This is a genomic window from Pseudarthrobacter sp. PvP090, assembly GCF_040547365.1.
Lineage (GTDB): Bacteria > Actinomycetota > Actinomycetes > Actinomycetales > Micrococcaceae > Arthrobacter.
Map to the genome: position 1 here is coordinate 1 of NZ_JBEPPO010000002.1, position 16,568 is coordinate 16,568.

General features: G+C 64.4%; 11 protein-coding genes and 1 pseudogene. 6 read left to right on the forward strand and 6 right to left on the reverse strand.

The features are described 5' to 3' along the window. From ABIC21_RS01985 to ABIC21_RS01995, 3 genes are all read left to right on the forward strand, one after another. Positions 1-578 (forward strand): maleylpyruvate isomerase family mycothiol-dependent enzyme (locus ABIC21_RS01985; RefSeq protein WP_354348755.1); only part of this gene is annotated, 578 nt, incomplete at its 5' end. 202 nt (positions 579-780) lie between these two features. Beyond that, complete coding sequence (locus ABIC21_RS01990) at positions 781-1,947, forward strand: cytochrome P450 (protein WP_354348756.1); 1,167 nt, start codon at positions 781-783, stop codon at positions 1,945-1,947. Positions 1,948-2,249: 302 nt separating this feature from the next. Beyond that, positions 2,250-5,075, forward strand: coding sequence for a winged helix-turn-helix domain-containing protein (locus ABIC21_RS01995; protein WP_354348757.1), 2,826 nt, complete (start codon positions 2,250-2,252; stop codon positions 5,073-5,075). On the opposite strand, the gene ABIC21_RS02000 is transcribed toward ABIC21_RS01995, so the two are convergent. The 5 genes from ABIC21_RS02000 to ABIC21_RS02020 all read right to left on the reverse strand — a co-directional run bounded on the left by ABIC21_RS02000 (position 5,072) and on the right by ABIC21_RS02020 (position 12,988). Next, on the reverse strand, positions 5,072-5,893 hold the full coding sequence (locus ABIC21_RS02000) for a hypothetical protein (RefSeq protein ID WP_354348758.1): 822 nt from the start codon (positions 5,891-5,893) through the stop codon (positions 5,072-5,074). The genes ABIC21_RS01995 and ABIC21_RS02000 overlap by 4 nt on opposite strands. A gap of 125 nt (positions 5,894-6,018) precedes the next feature. Then, positions 6,019-8,352, reverse strand: coding sequence for a hydantoinase B/oxoprolinase family protein (locus ABIC21_RS02005; RefSeq protein WP_354348759.1), 2,334 nt, complete (start codon positions 8,350-8,352; stop codon positions 6,019-6,021). A 64-nt stretch (positions 8,353-8,416) separates the two neighbouring features. Then, positions 8,417-10,543: a hydantoinase/oxoprolinase family protein gene (locus ABIC21_RS02010; protein WP_354348760.1), complete on the reverse strand. Its 2,127-nt coding sequence runs from the start codon at positions 10,541-10,543 to the stop codon at positions 8,417-8,419. 27 nt (positions 10,544-10,570) lie between these two features. Then, positions 10,571-11,011 carry an acetone carboxylase subunit gamma gene (locus ABIC21_RS02015; protein ID WP_354348761.1) on the reverse strand — a complete coding sequence of 147 codons (441 nt, stop codon included), beginning with the start codon at positions 11,009-11,011 and terminating at the stop codon, positions 10,571-10,573. Positions 11,012-11,059: 48 nt separating this feature from the next. Beyond that, positions 11,060-12,988: a hydantoinase/oxoprolinase family protein gene (locus tag ABIC21_RS02020; protein ID WP_354348762.1), complete on the reverse strand. Its 1,929-nt coding sequence runs from the start codon at positions 12,986-12,988 to the stop codon at positions 11,060-11,062. Between the two features lie 329 nt (positions 12,989-13,317). On the opposite strand from ABIC21_RS02020, the pseudogene ABIC21_RS02025 reads away from it, so the two are divergent. Then, positions 13,318-13,517 (forward strand): annotated as a pseudogene (locus ABIC21_RS02025) (DNA polymerase domain-containing protein); the annotation flags it as partial. Between the two features lie 99 nt (positions 13,518-13,616). Here the strand turns inward: ABIC21_RS02025 and ABIC21_RS02030 are convergent. Beyond that, a complete protein-coding gene (locus ABIC21_RS02030; RefSeq protein ID WP_354348763.1) occupies positions 13,617-14,333 on the reverse strand; it encodes a hypothetical protein in 717 nt (238 codons plus the stop codon). Between the two features lie 463 nt (positions 14,334-14,796). On the opposite strand from ABIC21_RS02030, the gene ABIC21_RS02035 reads away from it, so the two are divergent. Together ABIC21_RS02035 and ABIC21_RS02040 are read left to right on the forward strand one after the other, a co-directional pair. Beyond that, positions 14,797-15,573, forward strand: coding sequence for an electron transfer flavoprotein subunit beta/FixA family protein (locus tag ABIC21_RS02035; protein ID WP_354348764.1), 777 nt, complete (start codon positions 14,797-14,799; stop codon positions 15,571-15,573). An 11-nt stretch (positions 15,574-15,584) separates the two neighbouring features. Then, positions 15,585-16,568 carry an electron transfer flavoprotein subunit alpha/FixB family protein gene (locus ABIC21_RS02040; RefSeq protein ID WP_354348765.1) on the forward strand — a complete coding sequence of 328 codons (984 nt, stop codon included), beginning with the start codon at positions 15,585-15,587 and terminating at the stop codon, positions 16,566-16,568.

Here is a 16,568-nt window from a genome sequence, read left to right on the forward strand (position 1 = left end):
ACAACGCCCGGGCCATCGCCCGGCTCATCGAGTGGGCGGCCACCGGGGTGGAAACCCCGATGTACGCCTCCACGGAGGTCCGGGACCACGAGATCGACTTCGGGGCGACCCTGAGCCCGATCGCGTTGCGGCACCTCTTCGACCACTCCGCCGTGCACCTGAACGTCGAATGGCGGGACCTGCCCGCGCACGCCTGGCACCACAAAGTGCGGACGATCCAGGGCCGGGAAGTGCCTGCCACGGAAACGGTCTGGATGCGCAGCCGCGAAGTCTGGATGCACGCCGTCGACCTCGCCAACGGCGCCGCCTTCCGGGACATCCCGGTCCCGGTCCTGGAGCGGCTGCTGGCGGACATCACCGGCGCCTGGAAGACCCGCGGCACCGACGCGGGGCTCGTGGTCAAGGTAACGGACCGCGGCCTCACCTTCGGGGACACGACGTCGGCGTCCCCCACGGTGGTCTCCGGACCCCTGGCGGCCGTCGTCGAATGGGCCGCAGGCCGCGGCAACGGCGGCGTCACCGCCACCGGACCCGCAGCCACCAACGGCGCGGTCCCGGCCGCGCCGAAGTGGATCTGAGCGGCAAGCAGACGGGAAGCTACAGCAACGGCCGAAAAGGCCGGGTGGCACGGCCCAACGAATGCAGCTGTGGCCGCCACACTTTGCCTACTGACACGCACAGCGGGCGTCGAATAAACTCAGGGTTCCACGGGTCCATCAATTCGACGCCCCGACGGTCATCAAGGCCGATAGATCGCCGGGCTGAGCAGGGAGGCCAGCCATGGACTTCGCCCCGGCCAATGAGCATCCGCTGGATCCTTTTCCCCAGTACGAGAGAATGCGGGAAGCCGCCCCCGTCTTCCACGACGAGCAGTCAGGAAGTTGGCATGTCTTCCGGTACGACGACGTGCAGCGGGTTCTGTCCGAACATGCCAGGTTTTCCTCCCGGATGGGCGGCGACGATCCCTCCGAGACGGGTCAGCTGTTCGCGGCGAGCCTGATCACCACGGATCCCCCGCGGCACCGGCAGTTACGCTCCCTGGTGACCCAGGCGTTCACGCCGAAAGCAGTGGACGCGCTGGCTCCCCGCATCTCAGAGCTCACGGACGAACTGCTGGAGGGGATCGCCCCGCAAGGAACAGCGGACCTGATCGAGGAGTTGGCGTACCCGCTGCCGGTGATCGTGATCTCTGAACTCATGGGCATACCCGCCGCTGACCGTGACCGCTTCAAGCAGTGGTCCGATGTCATCGTGAGCCAGACGCGGACCGGTGCGGCGAACGAGGAACACCACGCCACGAACATGGAAATGACCGGGTACTTCCTGGACCTGATCGAGCAGCGGCGGAGGCGGCCCGGCACTGATTTGATCAGCAACCTGCTCGCCGCCGAGATTGACGGGCAGAAACTGAGTGTTGAGGAACTGCTGGGCTTCTGCGCCCTGCTGCTCGTCGCCGGCAATGAAACAACCACCAACCTGATCGGCAATGCAGTCCTTTGCTTTACTGAAGTGCCTGGCACAATCGAACGGATCGCGAGCGAGCCGTCACTGCTCCCCCAGGCCATTGAAGAAGTGCTCCGCTTCCGGTCCCCCGTCCAGTCCATGTACCGGGTGACCGTTGCCGACACAACCCTGGGCGACGTTGAGATTCCGGCCGGCGCCCCGCTGGTGGCCTGGATCGGCTCCGCGAACCGCGACGAGCGACAGTTCGAGCGTCCTGCCCGGTTCGACATCGACCGGGAGCAGATCCGGCACCTGGCCTTCGGCCACGGCATTCACTTCTGCCTCGGTGCCCCGCTGGCCAGACTGGAAGCAAGGATCGCACTGGAGGCGGCCCTGACCCGGCTGCCCGGCCTGGCCCTCGCCCCGGGAGCGCACCTTGAACGGATGGACAGCACCATCGTCTATGGGCTGAAGACCCTCCCCGTCAGCTGGCAGGCAGCCTGACCGCAGGGGCCCCTGCCTGTTACCCCGCCGGAGAAATACCGCCCACGCCCACCCGGGTAGTCGACTACGCCAGCAGAAACCACCCGGCAGGGTAGTTGCGGGCCACCCGGCCTGCTGTCCAGACTGAATAGAGGCCCCTGACGGCTGGGGCAGGGTGTGTGGTCCGCGCCAGACCGGGATCCGAAGACGAGAAGCATGCTGGATGTGGCGATCTTGAAGCTGTCTTTGTCCCCGATGTTCCCATAGGATTTCAGCGGGCCGAATGCATTCCCGGCGGCCGCCGGACCACAAGGAGGTGGCGGATGCCGACAGGACCACCCAGTGCGTCAAGCAAGTTCCGCGCGCCCGAGCCTGTTGGCCAGTGGGTCCACCGCACGCGGCTGACCGAGATGCTCCACTCGGACCGGAAACGGCGGCTCGCGTTGATCCACGCCCCGGCCGGTTTTGGCAAGTCGACCCTGGCCGCCCAATGGATGGAAAGCCTTGCGTCCCAGGGCCTCGTTACCGTCTGGTTGTCCCTGGACCGGGACGATAACAACACCATCTGGTTCCTCTCCCATCTGCTTCAGGCAATCCGCAAAGTCCGTCCCGGTCTCGATGAGGAACTGCAGCAATTGCTGGAGGAGCGGCCCGACGACGCCGAGCGATACGTGGTTCCGGCTCTCATCAACGCCATCGATGAGGGCGGCCAGGACATCGTCATCACCCTGGATGACTGGCACCTGGTCACGGAGCCCAGAACCATGGCGGTGGTGGAACGGCTGCTGGATGCCGGCGGCTCACATCTGTCCTTCATCATCACCAGCCGCACCCGCTCGGGCCTGCCACTGGGCCGGCTGATGGTGCGGGACCAGCTACTCGAAGTGGACGCGGTCGCCCTGCGGTTCGATGAAAACGAATCCCAGGATTTCCTGGTCGGCATCAATCGGCTCGATCTGGATGCGCGGGATGTGGCCAGTCTCCACCGGACGACGGAGGGCTGGATCGCGGCGCTGCAGCTGGTCTCGCTGTCCCTCAGGGGCCACCGTGAGGCCTCGGAACTGATCGAACGGCTCTCCGGCAGGCACGCGTCCATTGGTGAGTATCTGGCCGAAAACGTCCTCGACACCCTCGATCCCGAAACGCTGGATTTCCTGCTCACGACGTCGGTTCCGGAACGGCTGTGCGCGGGGCTGGCGTCTGCCCTCTCGGGCGTGGAACTGGGCCAGGCGATGCTGGAGAAGATCCAGGCACAGGATCTTTTCCTGCAGCCGCTCGACGAGGACGGCACCTGGTACCGCTATCACCACCTGTTTGAGGACTACCTGCGCCGCCGCCTGGAGCGCGACTATCCGGGCCGGACGAGGGAGCTGCACCTGATCGCTGCCCGCTGGTATTCGGACAACGGCTTTCCCAGCGACGCTGTGGACCATGCCCTCGCCGCCGGGGACGTGGAGCTTGCGGTGGAGATCGTCGAATTCCGTGCCATGTGGCTGGTGGAACACTCCAGCATGTCGACCCTGTTGGCTCTCGTCGGCAAGATCCCGGCTGGCCACGTGGCCGGGCAGGCCCGGCTCCAGACGGCGGTGGCCTGGGCCCATACACTGCTTCACCAGTCTGCAGCGGCGCAGAGTGCCCTGGACGTGGCCGAAGCCGTGATGCCCACCGATGCCACTCTGACCGACCATGACCGTTTTGAGCTGGGTGTCGAAGGGCTCGTCGTTCAGAGCTGTATCGACATGTACGGCGACAGAGTGAATCACGTGGATGAACTGGACGGGAAGTGCTTCACCCAGGCGGACCGGCTCCGGCCCTGGATCGTCTCAGTGGCGGCGAACGTCTCTACGTTCAAGAAGATCCACGACGGCGAGTACCCTCTCGCTTTGGAGCAACAACGCTGGGCCGCGAAGTTCCACGGCCTCACTTCGGGCCCGTTCAGTGGTGTGTACGGACACTGTTTCGCGGGTCTTGCCGCCTACGCGCTGCTCGATCTGAGCAGCGTCGACCAGCACTTTACTGCGGCCGTGGAACTCGGCCGGCGCAAGGCGGGGCGATACTCGCACGCGGCGCGGCTGGCAGGAGCGATGATGGGCCAACTCCTCTATGAACGCGGCGAACTCGACAAGGCCGAAAAGTTGCTCGAAGAAACCCGCGAGCTGGGTTCCGAAGGCGGGGTGGTGGACTTCATGGTGTCCACGTACGCCACGCTGGCCAGAATCAAGGCACTCCGGGGGGACACACCACGGGCCCGGGAAATACTTGATGAAGGCGATCTGGTGGCCGACAGTCTCGGACTGGACCGGCTCAGACTCGTCATGAACTTCGAACGTGTGCAGTTGGCGATCAGCCCCCGGACCATCGACGCCGGCCACCACAGTAATTTTTCGGGCGCGGCAGTTGCCCAGGACACGGCGGACAGCGCCGGACCACGGCTGGAAGGCCTGGCCGAGACCAGGCACCAGATCCTGCTCGCCACGCAGCTGCGGTCCGCCATGGCTGACGCCGAACGCAGCGGCACGGACTCCCCCGGCACACTGGACACGGTGCGAGGCGCCCGCCACCTGCTGGCGCGGGCGGAAGCCTATTTGGGGCCGAGGGCGGAACTGCATGCCCGGATCCTGCTGGCGGGCGCGCTCGAACAGGCGGGGAACCGGGAGGAAGCCGAAAGGACGCTCCGGCCGGCCCTGGAGACGTGTTCGCGGCTGGGCCTGGTCCGGCCCGTGCTCGACGGCGGCGCAAGCTGCCTGGAGCTGGTCCGTGCTATCTCGGCCGGGCTACGGCGCGGGCCAGCCCGGGAGGGTGGCCACGAGTTGCCGCGTTTCCTCAGTGTCCTCATCCGGCTGGATTCCCAGGCCAGAACCAACCGCGACGCCGGGTGGTCAGCAGAGCCGGCCGCTTCCGCCACCGGCCCGGGCATCTTGTCCGTTCCGGAACCGGGCTTGTCGCAACGCGAACAGATGATCCTGCGCCTTGTCGAACAGGAACGGTCCAACCGCGAAATCGCCCAGGAGCTGCATCTGGGCATCAACACCGTCAAGTGGTATCTCAAGAGCCTGTTCAACACCCTCGGGGTCAGTGACCGGAGGGCCTGCGTCACGGAGGCCAGACGCCGGCACCTGCTCCCGTCCAAGCAGCCGGAGGGAAGTTAGCCCAGGGTTTCCAGCCTGGCCAGTACGCCCTCCGGTGAAGCGGTGCTGGGGATCTCGGCCAGGTAGAAATCCCCGGCGGGGAGATCGGCGCCCGGCCTCAACCAGAACGCTGCAGGAATATAGGCGCCCACGGCAGCGCTCCCGTGCAGGCGCGCCTGGTCGTCGTCGAGCTGCCCCAGCGTCCAACGGTAGTTGCCGGCCAGATTGGCAATCGGAGTGTAGGCCTCCAGCGGAACGTGCACGCTGTGGGGGGCGCGGCCTGGCGTCCGGTTGTCCAGCAGGAGTCCCGCGATCGGCAGCCCCGCGAACGCCCGCAGCCAGTCGCCGACGTACATGGAGGCATTCTCGGCGTTGTCGGCGTCGAGGCCGCCGGTGTCGTCCGCGCCCGAGAAGTGGTGGGTTCCGATGAGCCAGGCCATCGGCGACGGGAAGCGCAGCACCACGGGCTGGCGGGCTGTTTTGGCGAACACTGTGACGAAGTCCAGCACCGCCCGGTTGATGTCGTCGTCGCCCAGCAAAGTCCTCAGCGCGAAACCCGTCCGGGACCTGGCCGCCATGGCGGTCTCGAGCCCGGTGTTGCCGGCGGTCAGATGACCGTACAGCCGGTTCAGGTCCAGGAGCGCGACGTCCGGCCGGAGCAGCCCCTGCGCCTGGGCGAAGAAAGCCGCGTAGGCAGTGGCGTTGTCCCAGGGAACGGGCCTGCCACGAAGCAGCACGGACGCTGCGTACGCGTGGTGGTCGAACACCACAGCTTTCGGCCGCCCCGACGGAGGGGAGGCAACAACGTTGTCGAGGGTGGTGGCAGTGGAAGTGGGCATGACGTCTTTCTCCAAACTTTTGGCTGATAGATGCCTCCAGCGCCGCACCGTCCTGAACTGGGGAGGATGCGGCGCTGAAGGGTTCTTGAATTGCTGCGTCCCGGTCCGGGACGTTCCGCAACGGTCTAGGACTTACGGTGGACAACTTCCCCGTGCTTCAGTTCGAGCTCGCGGATTCGCTCCTCCAGTGCGCTGATCTTCACTTCCCTGCGGTCCGGAAGCATGATCAGCGGCAGCTTGTCGATGGTTGCTTTGACCCGTTCCGGCCCGTTGTTGGTGAAGTGGGTGGCCGTGAGCTCTTCCGTATCGTCGCCCCAGGACCCGTAGTAGAGCAGGTCCTTCGGGGGTTCGGTCTTTACGTAGCCCTCAAGGAACTCCTTGTACGGCTTGCCGCGGGCGATCCGCGCCTGCCGTGAGTCGTGGCGCAACCGGGTTGTTGCCTCTTGGTCCACCACGAAGGTTTCGGGATTCCAGACGACGCCGTAGATGCTGGTGGCGACCTTCGGTGAAATGCGGCCCAGCTCCAGGTCCTTGGCCACCGCTTCCGGGTCGCGTTCCAGAACGTCGCCATACCCGCCGCCGGAGCCCTGGGCGATCATGTACATTTCGCCGTCCTTGGCGACGTCGAACTGCAGCCCCATATGGGACGTGGTGTATTTGCCGCCCTCGTAGGGCTGTTCGTTCATGATCCGTTCCATGGACAGATCGAATTTGCTGGAGTCCTTGCGGATGACGTCGTAGATGTTGATGCCCTTGACCATCGCCAGCGGTGTGGTGCTGCAGCCGTAGCCGCCGAACATTCCCGTGACGGAGGAGAACTTGGATCCCGAGGTCACGGTCATGAAGCCCCACATCGGGGTTCCCTCGGCGGCAACGATCATCTCGTAGCCCATGCCGCCGCTGTTTTTGCCGAAGCCCTGGTTGTCGCGGACAATCCGCTTGCTGACCAGCTGCATGAAGGGAACTTCCTCTTCCATGACTTCCTGTTCAGCGGTGTCGGCCATGGCACAGAACAACGGTGAGACGGCGTCCTCACCGTCGCGGAACGCCTTGGCACCGCCGCCCATGCCGTTGAGGTCGGCGCACAGGTTTCCCACCTGGTCGCCGTGCTGGGTCAGGCCTCCCCACAGGAAGGTGTTGATCTGGTTGAACCACGGAGCCAGGACATTGGAGAACTTCTCCGGGTTGGAGAACTGCATCTTGGCAAAGGCTGTCTGCAGGGCGGAGAATCCCCGGAACGAGGCTTGAAGCGACTGCCCCATCGGGGCATCGTAACCAGCGTCGGCCCAGGTGTGCTCATCCGAGATGATGTCGATGGGCGACATCGCCGAAGTACAGCGGGGCAGGTCAGGCCACCAGAACGCCAGGATGGCCTGCATCATCATCGATTTGACCGAGCACAGCGGGGAGTTGATGGCCCGGTTGAGGATTTCCGGGCCCGTGCCCCTCAGGTCCACCGTCATTTTGTCGCCCTTGACCGTCACCTTGCAGGCGAACTTGATCAGGATGTTCTCCTTGAGCGTGGAGTCCATGAACTGGTTGAACGACACCGTCCCGTCCGGCAGTTCACTGATGCGGCGCTTGACTTCCTGTTCCACGTCTTCAACGGTGACCCGCAGGGCAGCGACGAAGGTCTCCACTCCCACTTCGTCGATGATGCTGTCGACGCGTTCCTGGATGCGCTGGACGGCGCCGATCTTGACTTTGAGGTCAGCCAGTTGCAGTTTGGGGTCGCGGACCGAGTGTTGCAGGAACGTCAGCAGGTCCCGGCGCAGATCGCCCTTCTCGACGATCTTGAACGGGGACATCCGGAGGCCGTCGTCGAACGGGGTTTCGGAGCCTGACGGCATTCCGCCGGGCTCGCAGGCCCCGTTCTCGCCTTCGTGAATGGTCGCGGCGACCCAGGCGATGATCTTTCCCCCGCGGAAGATCGGCATGATCATGGACTGGTCCGTGTTGTGGACGTTTCCGTACCGGGCATCGTTGTGGATGAATCCGTCGCCGGGGTTGATCCCCACTGTCGGCTCGTCCTTCCAGTACTTCATGATGTAGCGGATCGGGTGGTGCAGGATCGCCGAGAACGCGATCACGCCGTGGCATGACAGGTAGGTGACATCGCCCTCGGCGGTGTAAATCGCCGTCGTCAGGTCCCCCCATTTGGCGCCGGGAGCGGCACCCATGGCCTCGCACATTTCGTAGCCCTCGTCGAGGGCACCGGCAAGGCGCTTGCGGATGCGGTCCACCTTGATGGGGTCCACGCCCTTGGAGATGCACTCCTCCTCGTAGGCGGAGCGGGAGGTGATCTGGTGGCTTCGCATGATGGCCGGGTCCGGGCCGAGAAAGAGGGTCGTTTCGTCCATAAACTGGTCCACCCACTGCTGCTCCTGGGCAGTCAGCGGCTGGGAAGCGTCGTCGGCTGGATCTCCGGCTGTGCTGTTTTCATTTGCTGTAAGCGTCATTGCTGTTGAGCTCCTTCAATGGAATTCGCTGGAAGGTCTGGATGTGGATCCGTGGGGCACGGGATCAGTCTTTGAGGAACCACACGGCGCCCTGAGATGTTGGTTCCAGGCGCCATCCCGGTTCAACCAGATACGTGGTGTTTTCCGTGGTGACGATGGCCGGGCCGTGGATGACATGTTGATGGTGGAGGGCCTCGGCGTCGTACACCGGGGTGTCCACTGCTCCGTCAATTTTCACGAAGTGGACCTGCCGGGTGCCGACCGGGCGGGGCATGGTCCTGTCGTGTCCGGAGTCGATCGAATCGAACTTGACCACGTCCCCGTCCACATAGGACGACACCCGCACGGTCTGCGCCCGGATGCCGGCCTCGGGAGCCTGGCTGCCGGAGCCGTAGCGCTTCCCATAGATGTCCGAGAACGTCCGGATCAGGTGCAGCACATCGGCGACGCCGTTCACCCTGTTGATGTCGAAAACGACGGCTGTGGTCACGAGCTGGTTGCCGTAGCGCATGTCCATTTCGAGGCTGTAGCGGATGTCGGCGGCGTCGTACCCCTGGCGGATCAGGTCTTCCTTGCCCTTGGCTTCCAGCTCCTGGATGACATTGTTCAGCTCGTCGTAGCTCTGGTAGAGGCCGCGGTCCGTGGGGTTGTAAAGGACCACGTGGGAGCCGCGCTCATGGATGTGGAGGGGCTTCATGTTGCCGGCGCCGCAGGCCGAGAATACCGAGGAGAACGGCGGGGCGAGGATTCTGCGGATGCCGGCGTGATCGGCAATGCCGCAGGCGTGCAGGGGGCCGTTGCCGCCGTAGGCCAGCATGGTGAAGTCTTCCGGAAGGTATCCCCGGACCCGCAGCTCCTTGGCCATTCCGATCGCCATCTGCTCGTCGACCGCATTCTTGATGATCTTGGCGACCTGGATGGTATCCATGTCCAGGTCATCGGCGAGAACCTCGTCGATGGCGTACACCGAACGCTTTTTGTTCAGCTTGATGTAGCCGTTGGCGTAGTTGTCCGGATCCAGGTACCCCAGGACCAGGTCGGCGTCCGTCACCGTGGGGCGGAGGCCGCCGCGGTCGTAGCACGCAGGGCCCGGATCGGAGCCTGCGGATTCCGGCCCGATCTGCACCGCGTGGTGGATGCGGTCATAACTGGCGATCGAACCGCCTCCCGCACCCAGCGTCAACAGGTGGATCATGGGCACTGATACCAGCCAGCGACCGATGGTCGGCTGGAAGTCGTAGTGCTTGACTCCGCCTTCCGGGACCAGGCCGATGTCGAAGGACGTGCCGCCCATGTCCGTCGAAATCACGTTTCCCAGGCCGGTGCTGGCGGCCAGGTGCTGGGCAGCGCCCACACCGGCGATGGGGCCGGAGTGGATGGTCTGCAGGGCGTCCGTCGAGTTGGACTGCGCCATACCGCCCGAGTTGTGGATGACCAGCATGGGCTTGTCGTAACCGGACGCACGCAGGTTGTTGGAGAGCTGGCCCAGCGCGTGGAACATGATCTCGTGCAGGAACGCGTCGACGATCGTCGACGTTGCCCGGACGTATTCGCCTTTTCGGCCCGACACTTGGCTTCCCAATAGGACGGGGATGGCCCCGAGCTCGTGGGCCGGGTACTCGTCCAGGATGATTTCCAGGATCTGCTGCTCGTGGACCGGGTTCTCGGTCGAGTTGACCAGGGAGACCACGATCGCTTCCGCTCCGGCGTCCACGAGTTCGCGCACCTGGATGCGGACGTCGTCCTCCATCAGGGACACGACCACCTTGCCGGCGGAATTGATTCGCTCCTTCACCGACCGGATCAGGGCGCGGGGCACGAGCGGATCAGGACGGGTGGCATCAGGCATGTTCTGCTGCTTGGAAGGGTCCAGTCCTTCGCCGTAGCCGCGGCCGCGGGACAGCGGGATGGTGTCTTCGAAGCCGTGGGTGACCAGGGCCCCCACCCGTGGGCCTTTGCCTTCGATCAGGGCGTTTGTGCCGAGCGTCGTGGCGTAGCGGACCGAATCGACTTCCTTCAGGACGAGATCCCGGTCCAGGCCGGCGCGTGAGCAGGCGAGGTCGAGTGCTTCATTGAAGCCTTGGGCGAGGTTGTGGTGCGTTGTCAGCGCCTTTGCTTCAACGTACTGGTTTTCCCAGGCAAAAAAGCAGTCGGTAAATGTGCCGCCGATGTCGACGGAGATTCGTTTCATGACCAGTGGTCTCCTTTATTCCAAGTACTAGCTGAACGAATGGGGGGAATGGTTGTGGGTGTTGTAGGAGCCGAGGGCCGGGGTGAAATCGGCAACCGCCTCTTCGCCGGGTCCGTAGTTGATGACGACCTCCGGCTTGGTGCCGCGCTTGATCCATGTTTCGCGGAGCGAGTCGATGTCCCAGAGCATGTCCACCGTGGGCGGGTGTCCTGGCGGTACATACTCCGTTTCCAGCTGCGTTCCGCAGCCCGGGCAGTAGAACTCGAGAATCCGGCAGAAGGTGGGGTCCGGGGCGAACGTGAATTCGTACTTTTCCGGGTCCAGGATCGACTGGTGGATTTCCGTGGGGTCCCGGTCGTAGACCAGGGTCCCCTCCTTGTAGTTGCCACGGGCCTCGCCGAGGTCCTGGTTGCATACCTTGCAGTTCCACCGCTCGGTGTCGAGGTCGATGATCAGATATTCCGTCATTGGAATTCGCATAGCGTGTCTCACCTGTTTTCTGGCTGGTTGTGGGGGTCAGTGCTGGAGTGTGTCTGTGAGCATGAGGTCACCGGAGACCGTCACGTCGAAAACCCAGCCATGCGGCACCCGGGCCGTGAAGTAGGGACCTTCGACGATTGCGGGGCCCGACGCCGATGCCCCGGCCCTCTGGCTGTCCAGGTCAAAGACCTGCACCTCGTCCACCTTGTCCACGGCGGAGCGGACCTTTCGGGTGGAGGCGGCGACGGCGGGCGTCTTGGCCACGGATTCGGCCCGCCTGATCGATGCGTGCGGCAGTTCGTACCGGGCGGTCAGGGTCAGCATGGTGTTGTGGTCGCTGCTGCCGGGCTGCGGATCGGAAGCCAGGTAGGGCAGCTCGGAAATGAGCTGGCCTTCGGCGTCCTCCAGCACCACGTTCCATTCGAGCCGGCATTCGTCAATTTCGTGGCCCTCCTGGAACATGTCCCGTGTGGCCCGGGCCAGCAGCGTCGCCCTGGTCGCGGCGAAGTCTTGCGCGTCCATTCCCGCGACATTCGCCTCATAAGTCTGCGCAATGTCCGAAAAACCGATTCCGAAGGCTGAGAAGACCGCGGCCATCTTGGGCACCAGGACACGGCGTACGCCGGCGATCCGCGCGGCACCACAGGCGCTCATCGGTCCGGCACCTCCGAACGCAGCAACTGTTGTGGCGTCCGCGGCCCCTACGTCGGCGGCGAAGGACTGCGACATGCGGTGGAAGTAGGCGGCCTCCATCCGGATCAGGGCGTCATTCAGGGTGATCCCCAGAGGTTCTGCAATGACTTCGGTGATGACTGCGCGGGAGCGTTCAGCGTCAAGGCTGAAGCCTCCATCGAGGTACGTGTCCGGATCGAGCACGCCGAGCAGCAGATTGACGTCCGTGATGGTGGCCTGCTTGCCCCCAAAACCAAAACAAGCAGGACCGGGTGCGGCTCCGACGCTTTCGGGGCCGACGGTTATAACGCCGTCGCGAACGGCGATGACGGAACTGCCTCCCACGCCGCTGGAGTGGACGTTACTCATCTCGAACGACACCGGGACGCCCTGAATGGAGCCTCTGCGGTCCGTCGAGATGGTCGAGTTCTTGACCGAGCCGACGTCCGTGGTGGTGCCGCCGACGTCGATCATCAGAACGTGCGCGAGTCCGTAGGCTTCCGAGAGGGCTTTGGTTCCTTCCAGCCCGCCGCGGGGGCCGGAAGAGTAGGTCTTCAACGCCACGGACTTGGCCACCCGCGATGACGCTCCGTCATTGCGGTAGATGAGCAGCGGGTTCTTGACCTTGTGATCCCGCAGCCGGTGCTCGGTGCTATAGAGGAACCTTTCCATGGTGGGGTGCAGGAACGAGTTGATGATTCCGGACCACACGCGGCGGGCCCGGACGGTGTCGGGCGTGAATTCCCAGGAGAACAACATGGGAACCGAGCCCAGCAGATGGCGGGGGAACTTCCGGAGCAGGACGCCTTTGACGGCCTTCTCCTTGTTGCGGTCCGCCATGGCGATGACAAGCCGTGCGGCGCCGTCGGTGGTCAGCCGGTTGACATGCTTGACAATTTCCTGGGTGAGCTCCTCCACGTCCTGGTCAGCGTTGATAACTGCCACCCGGGGCCCGACGAGGTCTTCGAACAACGCAGCTGCCGCCTCCCCGTCGCGGAGTTCGCCGGACAGCGTGGGGCTGTCTGTGAGGATGCCGATCCGGGGACCCTTGCGCTCCACGAGCGCATTGGTTCCCTGGGTGGTGGAGTACCGGATGTGGCGGGTTGAGTGCAGCAGCCCTGGGAGATCCTCTTCGCCGAAGATCTCCGTGGACGCTTTGGCCATGCCATCGAAGAGACACTGGGAGAGGTCAAAGGGCGTTGTGAGTGTCTTCGTGAACGAAAAATTCTCACCGTCCCAGACACAGATATCGGTCAGCGTCCCACCGTTGTCGATGTTAATGAGCCGTTCCATTGATACTCCTTTGTATGTTGAGGCGCGGTGACACCAGCGGCGAATTCCTCAACCTGCGACTGTGATCCAAGCCACATTGAGGACTGGTCTCAGTGTGGCTCAGCAGCCGGAGTGGCCCGCAACCACCTGACCGGGTGGACTATTCGGGGCCTGGGTGACTACCCGGGTAGTTTCAGCGCGGCCGGTCTGGCTGGGACATCCGATCGCTGCCAGCGTGGCGGAATGAACCCGTCGAAGACCCCGGCCTGAACTGTTCACGGCGCGTACGGTGCTCGGGCGCGTAGGCGACCCCCAGGCCGGCATCTACGACGCGGTCGGGACACTGCACATCCCGGCATGCGGACCTCGTCCCGGTCCTGCATCCCGCCGACGTACCCGTCGACGGGATGCGCGGACCGAGTTCGCTCTGGTAACGGGTGCGGGTGAACCTCCAGCACGTTCCGAAGCGGAGCGTCCGCCACAGGAGGAGCTCATCGCCGACGACGACCCACGGGCGGGCAAAGAGTGGCCGGAGCGGCCTGGGTCCTGACAACACCAGGCCACATCGCGCAGGTCGCTGCCGACGCCGCACGAAGTCCCTGACCGCCCCCTCCCTGTCAGCAGCGGTGTCGTCACTTTGAGAGGACCGCTAGGAGTACTTCAGGCTCAGCATCAGGGCCTTGAGCTGCGCGTACTGCCCGGTGGCCATCCACGATTTCGCCGCTTGGCGGCTCAGGAAACCCGGCACTGGGTTGGGGTAGACCGACTGGTTGAAGATGACCCGGTTCTGCGCGGCGCCGTTTCCCATTTTGAGTAACGTGCATTGCGACGAGACGTCCCCTTCCTCCAGATTGCGGGGGTTCATGACCGCCATGAAGTACGAGTCATCGCCGCCACTCCTTTCCACAATAAATCCGAACATCGGCGCGGTGCCGTCAACTTCGCGCATTCCGGGGGCGGGTGCCTTATCGAACACCGTACGGTTCACGGGTCCCGCCGAGCAGCCGATGCCATTTGCGCCGCTTGAGACGCTGAAGAGGTCGGCGCCGGTGCGGTCCGAGACGATCGCTTCAACGGGCTGCCAGGGATGGCCCTCCTGGCCCGGCCCCCGCTGCGTCCTGACTGACCAGGAATCCGGGTAGGAGAAGGAGATGTGTCCATCGGCAAATGTGAAGGTTTTTAGAGCTGGCTGGACCGGCGCGGCTGGCGCAGCTGGCGGGGCGGGGACTTCAGGGGAAGGCACGTCGGTGCTGGGAGAAGCTGTCGCAGAGGCGCTCAGACTGGGGGCCGCACTCTGCGCTGTCACATTCTTTGCCGGCTGGGCACCACAGGCTGAAAGCACAAGACTGAGAGTCAGACCGGCCATAGTCACGGCACTACAGAGTCTTAAGCGTTTGGACGTCAGGTTTCTATTTCCCCCTGAAAGGCGCGTAATAGCGCAGCGTCTGCCCCTGAACAGCCCACATATCGGGACCAGCGGCATGAGGCAAAGACTAGACGGTAATAATTGCTGTGTCGGAGCTTTTTCAGAGACAGGACCATAACTGGTCTATAACGAAATCCGGCACGCCAGAACGGCACATTAGGGGGTGCTGATGCGTCCGCGAGGCACGAGAAACAACCACCAATCTAATCCGCAACGCCGTCCTCTGCTTCGTAAAGCCGCCATGTCCCTGACGACCTTCGACACGGGCACCGCCAGGACCAGGATCAGTTACTTCACGTCACGACACGGGCTCTGTGCGCCAGGAAGGGCTGCACTTTCGTAGACTCATTGGAGATCCCATGTCTCCCCTATTGAGACAAGCCCGCCACAGGAAGAGCCATCGATGAAGATTATCGTCCTAGTCAAGGAGGTCCCCGACACGTACGGGGACCGAAAACTGAACCTTGAAACAGGCCTGGCCGACCGGGAAGCCAGCGAGGCAGTCATTGATGAGATCGGTGAGCGGGCGTTGGAGCTGGCACTGACATACGCCGACGCGAACGCGGGCACGGAGGTCACAGTCCTATCCCTGGCCCCCGAGGGTGCCACCGCAACAATACGCAAGGGGCTCGCCATGGGCGCGGGCAGCGCCACCCACATCTCCGACGAGGCGCTCCGGGGTGCGGATCTTGGGCTCACCGCCGAAACCCTCGCCGCCGCGATCCGTCGCGTGGAGTTTGACCTTGTGATCACCGGCAACGTCTCCACCGACGGATCCGGCGGCATGATTCCCGCCATGCTTGCAGAATTGCTTGATGTGCCGCTTGCCAGCGGCCTCAGCTCCGTACAGATCAGCGACGGCGAGGTGTCCGGCTCCCGGCCCGTTGAATCCGGCGTGCAGCAGGTATCAGCGACCCTGCCCGCGGTAATTTCCATTACCGAGGCGCTCCCCGGGCCGCGCTTCCCGAACTTCAAAGGCATTATGGCCGCGAAGAAGAAGCCCGTCGAGGTACTGACCCTCGCAGACCTCGGGGTCACGGCCGACAACCCGGACACGGCGCGTTCGATCATGCTGACCGTGGCAGAGAAGCCCCCGCGCGCGGCGGGCGTCAAGATCATTGACGAGGGTGATGCCGGCGAGAAGCTCGCTGACTTCCTCATCGAAAACCGACTGGCGTAAGGAACAACGACATGACTGAATTCCCTCGTGACGCCATCCTCGTCGTCGTCGAAACCCAGGCTTCCGGTGAACTCGAGAAGGCAGCCCCCGGACTCTTCGGCGCTGCCGCCGCAGCCGGCACGCCAATTGCCCTGGTGCTCGCCTCCCCCGGCGCCGGGAGCGCCGCCGCCGCGGAGGCCGCGGCCTCCGGTGCCGCGCACGTACTGATCGCCGAGACTCCGGATCCTTCCGCGCTCGGCGTGCAGGGCGTTGACGCCCTTGCCGCCGCCGCCGAGCAGGTGCAGCCGGACGCGATCCTGATATCGCATTCCCTGAACGGGCGCGACCTTGCCGGCCGCTACGCCGCCCGCTCGCAAGCAGCGGTTTCCGTCGATGCGATCGGCGTCTCACGTGACGACGAGGGCGTCGTGGCACACCACTCCGTCTACGGCGGCGCCTACAACGTGACGTCAACGTCCACGTTCGGGGCGCCCGTCATCACGGTCCGACAGGGCTCCATCGAGGCGCGCGCAGCGGCCCAGCCGCCGGCGTCGGAGACCCTGGCGGTGACGCCCTCCGGGAAGCCGGCCGCGCGGATCGACTCGTTCGACGAAGAAGTTGTTGCCACCTCGCGGCCGGAGCTGCGTGGCGCCGCGAAGGTTGTCGCGGGCGGCCGCGGCCTCGGGTCGGAGGAACAGTTCGCCCTCGTTGAACAGCTCGCCGATACCCTCGGTGCCGCCGTTGGTGCTTCGCGTGCCGCGGTGGATGCCGGCTACATCCCTCAATCGCATCAGGTCGGCCAGACCGGCGTTTCCGTGTCATCACAGCTGTACATCGCGCTGGGCATCTCCGGCGCGATCCAGCACCGGGCCGGCATGCAGACCGCGAAGACGATCGTCGCCATCAACAAGGACGGAGACGCGCCGATCTTCGAGATCGCCGACTTCGGGGTGGTGGGCGACCTCTTCACGGTTGTACCCCAGCTGATCAGCGCCCTTGAGGCCCGGAGGAAGTAG

Coding starts and splice junctions, on each gene's coding strand:
- ABIC21_RS02000 (WP_354348758.1), bottom strand. CDS start 5,893: ATGCCCACTTCCACTGCCACCACCCTCGACAACGTTGTTGCCTCCCCT.
- ABIC21_RS02040 (WP_354348765.1), top strand. CDS start 15,585: ATGACTGAATTCCCTCGTGACGCCATCCTCGTCGTCGTCGAAACCCAG.
- ABIC21_RS02015 (WP_354348761.1), bottom strand. CDS start 11,011: ATGACGGAATATCTGATCATCGACCTCGACACCGAGCGGTGGAACTGC.
- ABIC21_RS01995 (WP_354348757.1), top strand. CDS start 2,250: ATGCCGACAGGACCACCCAGTGCGTCAAGCAAGTTCCGCGCGCCCGAG.
- ABIC21_RS02005 (WP_354348759.1), bottom strand. CDS start 8,352: ATGACGCTTACAGCAAATGAAAACAGCACAGCCGGAGATCCAGCCGAC.
- ABIC21_RS02020 (WP_354348762.1), bottom strand. CDS start 12,988: ATGGAACGGCTCATTAACATCGACAACGGTGGGACGCTGACCGATATC.
- ABIC21_RS01990 (WP_354348756.1), top strand. CDS start 781: ATGGACTTCGCCCCGGCCAATGAGCATCCGCTGGATCCTTTTCCCCAG.
- ABIC21_RS02030 (WP_354348763.1), bottom strand. CDS start 14,333: ATGGCCGGTCTGACTCTCAGTCTTGTGCTTTCAGCCTGTGGTGCCCAG.
- ABIC21_RS02010 (WP_354348760.1), bottom strand. CDS start 10,543: ATGAAACGAATCTCCGTCGACATCGGCGGCACATTTACCGACTGCTTT.
- ABIC21_RS02035 (WP_354348764.1), top strand. CDS start 14,797: ATGAAGATTATCGTCCTAGTCAAGGAGGTCCCCGACACGTACGGGGAC.